Source organism: Paenibacillus sp. P46E, assembly GCF_001909095.1.
GTDB lineage: Bacteria > Bacillota > Bacilli > Paenibacillales > Paenibacillaceae > Paenibacillus_AQ > Paenibacillus_AQ helianthi.
Genome location: NZ_LVYZ01000055.1, coordinates 132,105 through 145,891, shown reverse-complemented (window position 1 = coordinate 145,891; position 13,787 = coordinate 132,105). Strand labels below are relative to the sequence as shown.

The 13,787-nt window shown below is 50.4% G+C and carries 13 protein-coding genes; all 13 read right to left on the bottom strand.

Annotation, left to right across the window (positions count from 1 at the left end):
- Nucleotides 1-109: 109 nt before the first annotated feature.
- Nucleotides 110-1,642 carry a serine/threonine-protein kinase gene (locus A3849_RS21215; protein WP_083613611.1) on the bottom strand — a complete coding sequence of 511 codons (1,533 nt, stop codon included), beginning with the start codon at nt 1,640-1,642 and terminating at the stop codon, nt 110-112.
- 107 nt (nt 1,643-1,749) lie between these two features.
- Entirely contained in the window at nt 1,750-2,817 is a 1,068-nt protein-coding gene (locus A3849_RS21210) for an SAM-dependent methyltransferase (RefSeq protein ID WP_074113208.1), read from the bottom strand.
- Nucleotides 2,814-3,596, bottom strand: coding sequence for an ABC transporter ATP-binding protein (locus A3849_RS21205; protein ID WP_074084546.1), 783 nt, complete (start codon nt 3,594-3,596; stop codon nt 2,814-2,816). The genes A3849_RS21210 and A3849_RS21205 overlap by 4 nt, the downstream gene beginning before the upstream one ends.
- Nucleotides 3,596-3,919, bottom strand: a complete 324-nt coding sequence (locus A3849_RS21200) for a thioredoxin family protein (RefSeq protein WP_074113207.1) — start codon at nt 3,917-3,919, stop codon at nt 3,596-3,598. Before A3849_RS21200 ends, A3849_RS21205 begins: the two co-directional genes overlap by 1 nt.
- Complete coding sequence (locus tag A3849_RS21195) at nt 3,916-4,260, bottom strand: cyclic-phosphate processing receiver domain-containing protein (protein ID WP_074113206.1); 345 nt, start codon at nt 4,258-4,260, stop codon at nt 3,916-3,918. The genes A3849_RS21200 and A3849_RS21195 overlap by 4 nt, the downstream gene beginning before the upstream one ends.
- Nucleotides 4,257-5,111 carry a deoxyribonuclease IV gene (locus tag A3849_RS21190; RefSeq protein WP_074113205.1) on the bottom strand — a complete coding sequence of 285 codons (855 nt, stop codon included), beginning with the start codon at nt 5,109-5,111 and terminating at the stop codon, nt 4,257-4,259. Before A3849_RS21190 ends, A3849_RS21195 begins: the two co-directional genes overlap by 4 nt.
- The gene (locus tag A3849_RS21185) at nt 5,101-5,916 is read right to left on the bottom strand and encodes an Fpg/Nei family DNA glycosylase (protein WP_074113204.1); all 816 of its coding nucleotides are present in this window, start codon (nt 5,914-5,916) and stop codon (nt 5,101-5,103) included. The genes A3849_RS21190 and A3849_RS21185 overlap by 11 nt, the downstream gene beginning before the upstream one ends.
- A gap of 45 nt (nt 5,917-5,961) precedes the next feature.
- Nucleotides 5,962-6,750 (bottom strand): TIGR01457 family HAD-type hydrolase, encoded by a 789-nt coding sequence (locus A3849_RS21180; protein ID WP_074113203.1) that lies wholly within the window; start codon nt 6,748-6,750, stop codon nt 5,962-5,964.
- Nucleotides 6,751-7,080: 330 nt separating this feature from the next.
- Nucleotides 7,081-8,013, bottom strand: a complete 933-nt coding sequence (gene rnz, locus A3849_RS21175; RefSeq protein ID WP_074113202.1) for a ribonuclease Z — start codon at nt 8,011-8,013, stop codon at nt 7,081-7,083.
- Nucleotides 8,014-8,211: 198 nt separating this feature from the next.
- Nucleotides 8,212-11,589 carry a methionine synthase gene (gene metH, locus A3849_RS21170; protein ID WP_372237785.1) on the bottom strand — a complete coding sequence of 1,126 codons (3,378 nt, stop codon included), beginning with the start codon at nt 11,587-11,589 and terminating at the stop codon, nt 8,212-8,214.
- A gap of 186 nt (nt 11,590-11,775) precedes the next feature.
- On the bottom strand, nt 11,776-12,198 hold the full coding sequence (locus A3849_RS21165) for a FixH family protein (RefSeq protein ID WP_178382767.1): 423 nt from the start codon (nt 12,196-12,198) through the stop codon (nt 11,776-11,778).
- Between the two features lie 219 nt (nt 12,199-12,417).
- Complete coding sequence (locus tag A3849_RS21160; protein WP_074113199.1) at nt 12,418-13,203, bottom strand: HAD family hydrolase; 786 nt, start codon at nt 13,201-13,203, stop codon at nt 12,418-12,420.
- 36 nt (nt 13,204-13,239) lie between these two features.
- Complete coding sequence (locus tag A3849_RS21155) at nt 13,240-13,767, bottom strand: hypothetical protein (RefSeq protein WP_074113198.1); 528 nt, start codon at nt 13,765-13,767, stop codon at nt 13,240-13,242.
- Between the last annotated feature and the right edge of the window lie 20 nt (nt 13,768-13,787).

Genomic DNA, 13,787 nt, shown 5'->3' with positions numbered 1-13,787 from the left:
TAAGGCGACATTCTAGTTCCAACGATACATTCAACGATTAATTTTAGCACAAGTAAGCGCCACACTGATATAGGAGATTGCCTTTGAACTGCTGTATGGAAAGAAAAAACTAGTTATTCCACTGTTTTTTCTGAAACTTTCCAAGGCTTTTCGCAAATATCCTTCTCTTCCCAGGTTCTTTTATTAGACGTTCAAGAGCCTCAGACAGTTTGCCCCTAGCTTGAAAAGGGTCCGGCTGAAACGGTAAGCTGTGTACCTTGATTCCGCCCAGGGCGGAGCCCAGCAGATCCGCTGCGGCCTGAGTAGAGAGCGGCAGACATATCCTCCAGTCCGGCAGTGGAGTGAGTCCGCTGCGGGCCAGCCAATGCAGGGTATCCTCCAGCCGCCAATCTGCACCAGAAGCTACGAGCAGCGGAATATCGCTAGCCGTAAATTCTTCCAGTGCTCCCTCATACTCGCCTATACCCAAATCCAGAATTACAAAATCATACGATCTCCCCGGCAAGAAACTGATTTCGCCTTCGGATGGCCTATTATAGAAATGTACTCCTTTCCATATAACTGGAGTCTTGGCTTCTCCTGGTTCACGGTCTGACACCTGTGTCCCCAGCATACTAGAAATTCGGTTATAGACTGGTGATAACGGGTTGAAATCCACCCAAGCGACAGTACCCAACCGGCTCAGACAGCGGCTGGCAGCCAATGAGGTATGCGTAGTGCCCAGTCCCGGAGCGACACCAAGGAGCGCAACCACAGTCGTTTCCTGCTTTGGACGGAGTGAGACGGTTATACTGCGCTGATCATTCGGGCTGACAACATGTGCCGCTTCGGCTTCAATAGGCCCTAGAACATTAAGGACAGCTTCCGCGCTCGAATATCTTTCTTCCGGATGCTGACGCAGCAGCCGCCGAATCACCGGAATCAGTGCATCCGGCAACTGGATGCGTAGCTTATCCTCCAGTCCCGTCTGCCAACGGCTATACTGGCCGCCGGATGCCATATACAGCAGCAAAGCACCCAATCCGTACAGATCCGAGGCAGGCTCGCTTTGCCCTCCGCCATACTGTTCAGGAGCGGCAAAACCAACCGTACCAAGCTTTTCAGTGTCCTCACTCCCGTCTCTTTTATGCTTACGAGCAATGCCAAAATCAATCAGCATCAGCTCATCCCGTCCAGTCAACATAATATTTCCAGGCTTCATATCCCGGTGAACAATCGGCGGATGATGTCCGTGCAGATACTCCAGAACCTTTAGGATCTGCTGCGCATACCGGATGATACTTTTTGCCGGCAGCGGCCCTGGGTTATCGGCAAGGTATTGGCTTAACGTGATACCCTCGATATAATCCATTACCAAATAACAATAACCCTCCCGGTCCGGCGGAAAAAAATCAACCACACCCGGCAGCAGCGGGTGACTCAGAGAGATCAGCAGTTCAGCTTCTGCCTGTATATCTCCAAATGTGCCCCCGTTATCAATACTCTCCTTCACTGCCCAGCGCTTTCCCGGAAGACGCAAATCCTCTGCCAGATAAACATGACTCATCCCTCCTGTTCCTAGCATTCCTGCAATTCTATATCTATTTCCCAGGGTCACTCCAACCTTGAGTTTAGTTTCAAAGACCACAATACACTCCTCCATTCTTTCTGATGCAAAAAAGGGAAAGCCCCCGTTATCCTCACATGCAGCGGCATAATGCCGGCTGTATAGGTAACGGGATGCTTTCCCTTTGGGTAACCCTATGCTTCCTAATACTTAATCATATAAAGTGTAATTTCATCACGGTTATGGAACAGCTGTTTGGCCCGCTGAATCTGCATCCGTTCGCCTTCAAACATGGCGATAATTTCCTTAATCACCGCCAGCGGCTTCTTATGCATCAGCTTCACAGTAACGATGGCTGTGCCGCCAGGTGACAGACTGTGCAGCAGCCCTGTAACCAGCTTGGCCATCAGCTTGGGACTCCAGCTCATATCGCAGACCAGCAAATCAAACTCATTGTCCGAGAATTTCACTTCTCCGGCATTTTTGCGCAGGATCTTAAGTGACGAATTCTTGCGGAGCGACTCGTGCATCAGCGCCGGGTCAATGGCTGTCACCTTAAGCCCCCGTTCCAGCAGAAACGAAGTCCATCCGCCTGGAGACGCGCCAATGTCCACGGCATTCCGGAAGCTCTGGAACGGAATCGAGAACTCTCTTTCCGCTTCCATCAGTTTGAACTTGGCTCTTGAAATCTGCCCGTCCTCTTTACGGAAACGGATCATACCGCCATTCCAGCTCGACAGGTTATCCTCAGGCCTGGATACACCGGCATACAGTGCCTCACCATCGGCATACACGGAAATAACCCAATCCGGATCTTGTACGGTGAACTCCGCACCGAGGTCCTGCAGCCTTTCCTGAAGCCATTCACGCAATTCTCCCGGACTGTCCGGCCAGAAGGAGGAGCTTCCCTTACGAACATGCAGTGATACCTTCATCCCTTCAAGTTCGCTGCGGCGGCCCAGATAAACAGCGAGCCGTTCCAGCGCAGTCATGTCACCCTGATCCTGGAACTGTACAGGCTGAATGTGCCGCAAAAAGATCGGCAGACTGCTGGCCAGTCTGCGCGACACCTCTTCTGGTTCAGCTTCCAGCGTGGCCAGGAATATTTCACCCGGCAGCAGCAGCGTGCTTTTCACCGACCCGAACAAGCGGCGCAGCTCTTCCTGGGCATATGGAGCAAAGCCGTGGTTGGCGGTGCAAATATACCGTGAATGTACTTTTTCTTCCGGAGCAGAAGTCTGCTGGGGAGTTACTTCTATCAAATCACTCAAAGGGTTGTGCCTCCAGGTCTTATTTTAATCCAGGGACGACCGCTATCCCATTCTATATCAGCAGGAATATCGTAGGTGGCCAAGATCATTTCTTTCGTTAATACTTCTTCTTTGGGACCAGAACCGGCCAGCTTGCCGCCCCGGATCAATGCCACATGTGTAAAGAGCGGCACAATTTCCTCAACATGATGGGTAACATATACTACGGATACGTTATGCTGCTTCAGCTTGTCGATTTCGGCAAGCATTTTTTCACGCTCGTACAGATCTAGTCCGGCACAGGGCTCATCCAGAATCAGAAGCTTGGGCTCAGCCATTAGGCAGCGTGCCAGCATTGCCTTCTTACGTTCCCCTTGGGATAGGGTTCCAAACGGATGGTTGGCCATCTCACCGAGATTCATGTCCTCCAGCAAACGGATGGCCCGCTCATGCACGGAACGCGGAATATCCTGATAGAAGCGAAGATAAGCATAGGCGCCAGTAGCAACAACCTCCCATACGGGATCAGTCAGCGACAGCTTTTCCATCAATGACGGTCCGATATAACCGATTTCCTTGCGTACCTCGCGCAGATCGCACTGGCCGTATTTATAGCCAAGCACCTCGACAGAACCTTTGCTTGGAAACAAATAACCAGTCATCATTTCCAGCAGTGTGGTTTTGCCTGAGCCGTTGCGGCCCAGAATCACCCAATTTTCGCCCTGCTTCATTTCCAGCGACACATCATCCAGAATCAGGCTTTGCTCTCTGCGTAGAGACAGATGTTGTAGAGATATCATTATGAGATCACACTCCTTATGTAGTCCAGCACCCGTTCCACTGAGCCCATTGAATAATAAATAGCCGGATCCCTGCTACGGTCAGCCGATGCAACCAGTAGAGCAGGCACACTGGAGATCCGGTACGAATTCACCAGTATTGGCAGCATGTTCACATTCCCCGTTGCAATCAATAGTTCCTGCGGCAGCAGATGCTCTGCCACCTCCAACATACGGCGGGCAGCTGTACAGGTTCCGCACAGCGGAGTATACAAAAACACAACGAGAGGCTCACCCTCCCGTTCGAGTACCTGCAGCAGCTCCTGTTGATTCATCTCGATCATCGGCTTACCGCCACTGAGGCAATCTCCAGAAGTCTGGACGGATCCAGCGGACCATTGTGGAGCCCAACATCAGCAGGAATTGCAGGGTACAGAATTTCGTACATCTCCCTGCGTCCTTGCAGACTGGAGGTATGCAGATATATTTCGCGGGGGAACAGCTTTTCCAGTACAATTCTTTTCGCTACTTCACTGCCGCTATAATCATCAGGCCCCATGTCATAATCCAGCGATAAAAGTTGAACTTCACATTCCCGGAGCAGCAGCAGACATTCCTCCGTGGAACGTGCCAGCGTGAAGCCTCCGGGCCTTTTTCGGCAGTCGTCCATGAACAGATTGATCATTGCTGCCCCTCCTCTTCATACCACGTACGTACTACAGCAATCTCCTGCCGGTGAGTCCCATCCGGTCCCTTCCCGGTCTCCAGAGCAATGGCTACCCGGCGAAAAGGTTCCGCTATCATCAGACTGCGCAAACCATCTTCCCCGGTACACCCCTTGCCGATATTAGCATGCCTGTCCCTCTGCAAGCCGAAAGCATATAATGAATCGTTAAGATGAACCGCCACAAGATGCTCCCAATAGCCGAGGTCTGTGCCCTTCTGGATAAATTCTTCCGTATGCTCCGGATTCCAGATCCCGGCGGCGAATGCATGACAGGTATCCAGGCAAAAACCGATTTTCTCCGGGTAACGGCTTAGTTCACGGATTTTGACCAGTTCTTCGAGAGTCATGCCCTCTTTGCCGTGATTGCCCGCCTGATTTTCAATCAGCAGCTTGGCATGTCCGTCCCAGTTTTTCAGTGTATCATTTATACATTGTATAATATTTTGATAGCCCTGTAACGGCTCTATGCCGCTAAAATGTCCAAAATGAACTACAATGCCAAGAGAACCGCAGGCCTCGGCAATCTCCAGGTCGTTCAGCAGAGATTCCACCATGGTCGTCCTGGATGCCGCTGTGGCCGCCAGATTAGTTGGATAAGGAGTATGCGCGATCGACACCATTCCCTTATCCCGGCAAAAGGACGCACAGCTCTCCGCATCCATCAAGTCCAGCTGCTTCAACCGCAGACTGCGCGGATTCTTCGGAAAATATTGAAAGCACGCCGCACCGCTCTCCCAGGCAAACCGGGCTGCTCGCCCGAATCCGCCGCGAGTGCTGACATGTGCCCCAATTTTGGGCTTATTCGGCATGCTGGCAGTCCGGGCAATAAAACACCTTGCGTCCGGACAGCTCTATTTTGACAATGGTTCCCCCGCCGCGCAGACATGGCTCGCCTTCACGGTCATACACTTTGCACTGATCATTATAAGAACCGGTAACCGTATCCCCTGACATAAACGGCATCTCCATATAACCGCCGATTTCAGTGGCTTCCGTCAGCACCTTGCGTACACTTTCATACAGCCGTCCCACCGTTTCCGGTGTCAGGTTCTGTACCAGTGTTGTTGGCAGGAGCTTGGCATCATAAGCGATTTCATCAGCGTAGCAGTTGCCAATGCCGGCCATAACCTGCTGATTGACCATTAGGCTCTTCAGCGCACCCCGGCGTCCTTTGAGAAGTCCGGCGAACCGTTCCGGTGTCATGCGCCGGTCCAGCAGTTCAGGCCCCAGTTTGCCCATTGCCGCTTCGCTCTCCTTAACGGACAGCAGATGCAAGTATCCCAGCCGTAGTCCCATAAAATACAGAATGTGCTCCCCAAATGCAAGCTCTACCTGTGTTGAGCGTTCAGGCCGTTCTTCCTCTGTCCCGTAGAACAGAAGTCCTCCCAGCATCAAATGCAGCAGCAGCCTGCGGCCATCGTGAAGATGAAACAGTATATGCTTGGCTCTGCGCTCCACAAATACAATACGTGCCCCAATCAGCGCCTGGGTGAATTCTTCGGTCTCCATATTGATCGTTTTCTCCCGATTTACGGTTACACCTGTAATTGGGACATTTATAAGATGCTGGCTAAGCAGCTTTCTGTAGTTCTCCATTTCCGGCAGTTCCGGCATAATGACATCTTCCCTTCGTAGATAGGTAAAAGCACACCTTTGACATTATACACCGAGTGCAAGCATAAGTTCAGCTAAATCGGCACAAATTTCATCCGGGTTCACTCCGGTGAGGAGCTGATAGTCTTCCAGATTGTCTCTAGTCGTAAGACCCGTCAGCACAAGGATGGTCCGGCAGCCTGCGCGCGCCCCTGCGGAAATATCTGTGCGCATATTGTCACCAACCACAACGGCCTCGCCCGGTTCAATACCCAGCAGTGACGTAGCATAGGTAATGAGGTGCGCCTCAGGTTTGCCAATGACTACAGGAGAAAATCCGCTTGCCGCTTCGATTGCGGCTCCCAGTGTCCCGGCTCCAGGCATAACGCCGTCATCGGAGGGAAGCATCAGATCCGGGTTCGTCAGCACAAACTTTGCCCCCTCACGAATCCAGCGCGAAGCCCGTGCCAGGGTATCATATGTAAAAGACCGGTCAATGCCCTGTACAACATATTCCGGCGTTTCGGTCACCAAAACTAGCCCCGCTTCGCGGCAAGCCTCGATCAATCCCTCTTCCCCAAGTATCGCCACAGTTGCTCCTGGTGATTCTCCGGCGATATAGCGGGCAGCCGCCAATGAAGAAGTACACACCTCATGCGGCTCTGCTTCAATGCCCATTCCACGCAAATGTGCCGCTACGCTGGCCGGAGTCCGGGAAGAGTTATTCGTTACAAACAAATAAGGTATTCCAGCCTTGCGAAGTGAAGAAATGAGCAGATCTGCGCCGGGAATCATCCGGCCTCCGTGGTATAATGTTCCGTCCAAATCAATCAACAAACCCCCAACAGATTTCATAGCTTCCCTCCTAATCTATTTTTAGTTCACTCCGTTAATATTAAATCTTGTTAATTATCTGTTTTCCCTTGTAGCTTTCAACCAATTAGCCAGTCGTTCTATAAGGGAAATGAGTTGGCCTATAGGTATTCCGTACGCATAACTTGCCGCTTTTTCGCCAATATCTTTGCTTCTTCGTTTCTTTTTCATTCTGCTAATCCTTAAAATTTAACATACCTCGTCGAACACTATCGAACGCCCGCCCCGCCAGTCTTTTTTTGGCATGGCACTGTCATTTCCTGCGCTTTCCCGGAAAATAATTCACTTTCCCGGATCATTTCCCTGAGGATTTCACGGAGATCTGCGGTATACCGGAAAGGTGCAGAACTCTTCAGCCAACAGCGTCTGAGGAAAGATTGCCTGCGCTTCCATGAGCAGCGGCAGCAGCTCCTCCTGTGAAGTGTAGCGGGAACTGAAGTGAGTCAGCAGCAACTCCCGCCCACCTGCTTCGCGGGCCAGCTCGGCGGCCTGGACGGCAGTGCTGTGATGATACTGATAAGCCATATCCTTCAGATCGTGGCCAAAGGTTGCCTCATGGATGATCAGATCCGCATCCAAGGCAAGCGGTAAAGCCCCCTTACAGGGTCTTGTATCTCCCAGGACAGTTATAATCCGGCCTCGTTTCGGAGCATTCACCACTTCCGCTGCACGGATCAGGACGCCCTCCTCATTCGTTACATCTTGCCCCTTTTTCAATAAGCCATAGAGCGGTCCCGGTTTCAGACCATAGCTTTGCAGTATTTCTGTATTCAGGTTGCCCGGACTGTCTTTCTCCGTCACCCGGTAACCATAGCTGTCAATCCGGTGTTCCAGCAATCCAGCCTCAACCTTAAAGCTGTCATCCTCAAAAATCAGGCCTCCGCTATGTTCAACAATTTCAATTGCATATGGAATCCGGGACTGGCTGACTGACAAGGAGATGTCCAGATAGGCTTTTAGACCAGGAGGCCCATACACTGTAAGGGGTCCAGTACCGCCTTGATATCCGCGGCTGGATAACAGACCCGGTAATCCGAACAGGTGGTCACCATGGAGATGGGTGATGAACAGCTTTTCAAGCTTTCCCAGCCGAAGCGGGGAGCGTAGTACCTGATGCTGCGTACCTTCTCCACAATCGAACATCCAGAAGCTTCGGCGTTCTTCCAATAAGCGGAGTGCAACCGATGTTACATTTCTCTGTAGCGTTGGTACCCCGGCATTTGTACCCAAAAAGTATATTTCCACTCATGCTCCTCCTCTCTATATTTTTAAGAACGCTTCAAATGCTGTAGAGCAGAATCTCATGCAGAGAATTTTACCCTTTTTGGGACAAAAAATCATCTTTCCGGTAAACGTACAGCTCCAGCAAAAAACCTCCCGGTTACGGGAGGTTCCGCTCTAATAGGTTGCAATCCCTACATATTGAGTATATCGGACGGAAGCTTATTGCTTCTCCACATTAAAATACTGCGCTTCCGGGTGCGCGAACACCATCGCCGACACCGAAGCCTCGGGCTCCATCATGAAGCCTTCAGTAAGCTCGACACCAATATCCTCTGGAGACAGCAGCTTGAATAGAGGTCCCTGATCCTCCAGATCCGGGCAAGCAGGATAACCGAAGGATACGCGAATGCCTTGATACCGGGCTCCGTGTCTTTGCTTCATGGTCATATCGGCCGGATCCGGGAACCCCCATGTATCCCGCATCATATGATGGACGCGCTCCGCTAAGCCTTCAGCAACCTCCAGCGCAACCGCCTGCAGGGCATGGGAACGCAGATAATCACCTTTGTCCTTCAACTCAGCAGACATTTCGCGGACACCATGACCTGCCGTAACCACCAGGAAACCGACATAATCCATAATTCCGCTGTCAACAGATTTCAAGAAGTCTGCCAGACATAGATAAGGCTCCACATTCTGTCGCGGGAAAGTGAAGGTATGGAGTACCTTGGTTGTATCCTGCGGATCGTAGATCAGAATGTCATTGCCACTCCCTTGAGCCGGGAAAAATTGATACATGGCTTGCGGAGTTATCGTGCCTTCCAGCATTGCTTTATGCAGAATTCCATCCACGGTCTCCTTGAGTTCCACTGTGCGCGGGTCACCGGCGGCAAGCTGAGCTTCCACTGAACCCTTGAGTCCAAGATGATGACCCAGCAGCATCTGCATATTTACATAAGGAATAATATGTCCTAAGGGGTAATTGCGCAGGACATGCCGCTCCACATCAGGCGGTGTAAAGACCGGTGCATCCGCCGAAATCTTGGAACGGACCGCCCTTGTCAGCACTGGCATCTCCTGCTGTGGAGCCACGGCTACCGCTGCCTCAGCATCAAGACGCACTTCCTCTTCAATTTTCAAACGTTCGTCCGGATTCATCAACCGGTTGGCGATATCTAGGCCATCCATAGCGTCCTTGGCATAGAGGACCAGACCGTCATATTCCGGCCGGATACGTGTCTTGGTGAACTTGCGTGTCAATGCGGCGCCGCCAACCATGATCGGCACATCAATACCCGCACTACGCAGATCCTGAGCAGTCAGCACCATTTGCTGCGCCGACTTCACGAGCAGGCCGGACAGGCCAATCGCATCCGCTTTTTCCCGCCGAAACGCCTCGATGATATTCTCCGGTGGTACTTTTATACCCAGATTGATAATCTCGTAACCATTATTGGAGAGGATGATCTCCACCAAATTTTTACCGATGTCATGCACATCACCCTTAACCGTAGCCAGCATGATCTTACCCTTTACAGATGTCTCGTCCTTCTGCATGAACTGTTCCAAATGGTTGACAGACGCCTTCATCACTTCAGCGCTTTGGAGCACTTCCGCGACAATCAACTCATTATTGTTGAACAACCTGCCAACTTCAGACATCCCAGCCATCAACGGACCGTTAATGATCTCCAGCGGACCCGACTTGTTCAGCGCTTCATTCAGATCGGGAATCAAGCCTTCTTTGGTCCCTTCCACTACATAGGAAGCCAAGCGCTCCTCAAGGGAGAGATTGGAGATCTTCTCTTTCTTCTCCACCTTCTTACCACGAAAAGCGGCAACGAATGCGGCCAACGTATCATCATTTGTATTATAAATCAACTGCTCGGCCAAATAACGATCTTCTTCTGAAATGGAGGCATACCGCTCTACCTTTTCCGTATTCACAATGGCATAATCCAGTCCGGCCTTAGTGCATTCATAAAGGAATACTGAGTTAAGCACCTCGCGGCCCGCTTCAGGCAGACCAAACGAGACATTGCTTATACCCAGGATGGTATGCACTTCAGGAAGAGCTTCCTTGATTAGCCGTATACCGTCGATCGTCTCCTTGGCGGAACCGATATACTGCTCATCCCCGGTACCTACAGGAAATACCAGTGTATCAAAAATCAGATCTTCCGGCGCCAGACCATACTTATTGACCAACAGCTCATATGAACGTTTCGCAACTTCCAGCTTATCTGTAGCTTTAATAGCCTGTCCCGTTTCATCTATGGTGCCTACAACAATGGCGGCTCCATATTTATGGATAAGCGGAGTGACCAGCTCGAATTTTTCTTCACCATCTTCAAGATTAATGGAGTTAATGATCGCCTTACCCTGGCAGTATTGCAGTGCCAGATCAATTACCTTGGGATCGGTGGTATCAATCATCAACGGAACCTTCACCTTTTTGACCACCAGTTCCAGAAATTTCTTGATATCTTCACTCTCATCACGGTCCGGGTCCTGAACACAGACATCTATCACTTGTGCACCGCTCTTCACCTGAGCCCGGGCGATTTCGGAAGCCTCTTCATATTTGCCTTCCACAATCAGCCGCTTGAACTTCCGCGAGCCAAGAACATTCGTGCGTTCACCCACCATATAAGGGCGGTTGTCGCTCTCAATATATACCGGATCAATCCCCGAAAGTGCCGGCGGGTGCTGTCCTTCCAGACCACGGGGCGGATACACGCGAAGTGCCTCAGCCATTGCACGGATATGGTCCGGTGTGGTTCCGCAACAGCCCCCGGCAATATTTAGCCAACCTTTCTCGGCAAAACCTGCAAGCTTGCGGGCAAGAGAATCCGGCGACTCGTGATAATTACCGTTTTCGTCGGGCAGTCCCGCATTCGGGTAGCAGCTTACTGCTGCTGAGGAGATTGCCGAGAGTGAACGGATATGATCACGCATAAACTCAGGACCGGTCGCACAGTTAAGCCCGATGGAGATAGGTTTCAAATGCTCCAATGAAATGTAAAAAGCTTCAATGTTCTGCCCGGCAAGTGTAGTCCCCATCGGTTCAATCGTCCCGGAGATCATGACCGGCAGTGTTACCCCCGTCTGCTCAAAAGCATTCCGGATGCCGATGCTTCCAGCCTTTACATTGAGTGTATCCTGAGAAGTTTCGAGCAGCAGCGCATCCACTTTCCCGTCGATCAGCGCAACCGCCTGTTCCTCATAGCTCTTCACAAGTTCATGGAATGTGACACCACCAGTCACCGAAAGGGTCTTCGTAGTCGGTCCCATAGCACCTATAACATAGCGCGGATGGTCAGCTGTATCATATTTATCTACGGCATTCCGGGCCAGCCTGGCGGCTTCGAGATTGATCTCGCGTGCCCGCTGTGGAATATCATATTCGGCCAGTACGACAGATGTCGCACCGAAAGTATTTGTCTCAATTAAATCCGCACCGGCTTCCAGATATTTCTCATGAATATCCTGTATGACCTCAGGCCGCGTAAGCACCAGCATTTCATTACAGCCGTCAAGTTCTTCTCCGCCAAAATCCGCACCGGTAAGCGGCACCTGTTGAATCATCGTACCCATTGCTCCGTCAAGAATCAGTATGCGCTGTTGTAAGCTTTCAGCAAGTGTGAATTTAGCCACTTTCTATCCCCCCAGTAAAACATTAGAGTAAGTTTAGCAGAATATATGGAATTCGAAAAGCCTTCCTTTCCACTCTGCATTATCTGTTATTGCTGGCGGCAGCCCCCCGCCTTAAGTTTTGTTGTATTAAGGCTGAACCACAAGCTTTTTACTGGGCATAGAATGCTGTGTTCTAGCAGTTACATGGGAAGTCACAGTATACTCGCCGTCCGTTTCTACTATTCCTTCGGCCCTATATGTACCATCCCCTGCTGATTCCCCAGTGAACTCCAATTTCTCATCCGCATTGCTGTTATTTATGATTTCAAAAAGAACCTCTTTTGCATCATTCACCGGTTCGCCATCCTGTGTAACCAGCGCTTCAAAAGTCACCTTCTGGCCTGCAGTGACCTGCCGGGGACTCCAATTTAGCTCTACTTTTATAGGTTCCATAGACATGTTTGCCACAGTATGCATATGACTTTCCGTCTTCCCGCCTCCTGAACAGCCTGAAAGAGCTGCTGCGATCATTACCGATAATAACACTGCCAGCTTTCTTTGATGGATCATATGGAATCCCTCCGAGTCAAGGTAGGTTAATATCATACTGACATACCATGAAGCATTTCATATCTATTATACACATAATATTCAGAGAATCAGTAATCAAACTCTTTTTCCGCTCCATTTTGTGAGATTGATCACAGACACCACCACCCTTATAAAAGTACTGATCTACAAAAAAACCGCATCCCAATTGGATCAGGATAACGGTTCTTGGAAGAGATTCTATAAAGATTTCACAAGCGGAAGAAGCTCACTGAGATGACTGATCTGATAGTCCGGTGTAATTTCGGGATCAGTTTCTTTACCGGTGCGGTTAATCCATACGGTAGTCAAGCCTGCGCCAAGACCGCCAAGGATATCAGTAGTCAGCTTGTCGCCAACCATAATTCCTTCCTCCGGCGAAATATCAAGCAGTTCCATCGCATGTGTGAATATCCCTTTGTCCGGTTTGCCTTTACCGAAGTTCCCTGAGATCACAATATGGTCAAAGTAAGGAATCAGCTCAGGTATACTATCCAGCTTCTCCTGCTGCAATGCAGGACACCCGTTCGTCAAGAGCAGCAGCTTCACCTTACCCTTAAGCTGATCAAGTACATGCAGCGTTTCTTCATACATGTATGGCCGGCTACGGCGTTCTGCGGCAAATTTAGCAGCCAGCTCTGCAGCCAGCGCTTCATCCTCCACACCCAGTGCTGCCAGCCCGCGGCGCCAGGATTCGTTGCGGTAGACAGGAGCAAGCTGCTCCATCTTCCGGAATTCAAGCTGTTCACCTGCTGTAAAATTCCCCCACAGCGCTTCAAAAGGATTGATTCCAATCAGCTTAGTGAACGGAAACGTTTCATATGATTCATACAGATTCCTCGCTTCCCTGCGGACAGCTGCTTCCAGCTCCTGAGGGTCGACGGCTTCACCTGCTCCTTCACTGGCATAACGAAATGCTTCTTCAACGCTCCGCTCATCCCAGAGCAGTGTGTCATCAAGGTCAAAGAGTACGGCGGAAATCGGCATTATAGTTCTCCCTCTCCCTCTGCTGGTCGTATCTTTCTATTCGTTCACATATTCCACATGATTCTGCTTGGCGAACTGCTCCAGACGCTCACCCATTGCATTAATGTCATAACGGTTGAACAGCCTGGAGAATACCCACTGCGTGCGTTTACCTTTATACTTAATGGAAACTGCACCACGTGTAACAGTTATTTTTTCAATATCCGCTGCCGGAAGCTGGCGCTCACGGTTGTATTTAATGGTAGCAAGTCTGGCACGTTCAACCTTTAAATATGGACGGCGGAAAAACAGCAGTGCCGCTAGCAGGAAATACAGAACCACTCCCAACCAGTTGGCAAGAATGCCGCTGCCTTTAGCTTCATCAATTGAGCCAACTACCCAGAACATGATGCCAAGCATCAACAATATTACCGGAAATATAATATTACGGCCTTTAAAAATATCGCTGCTCTTTGCAGCTGCAGAAGTGGTTGATGCATAGATGGAATCTTTCCCTTGCTTCTTGCGTTGCTTGTTGATTTGCTGTGTGTTGCGTTGAACCATTCTTTCCCAAGAACGGGCCATGTCATTTCCCCCTAGTCATC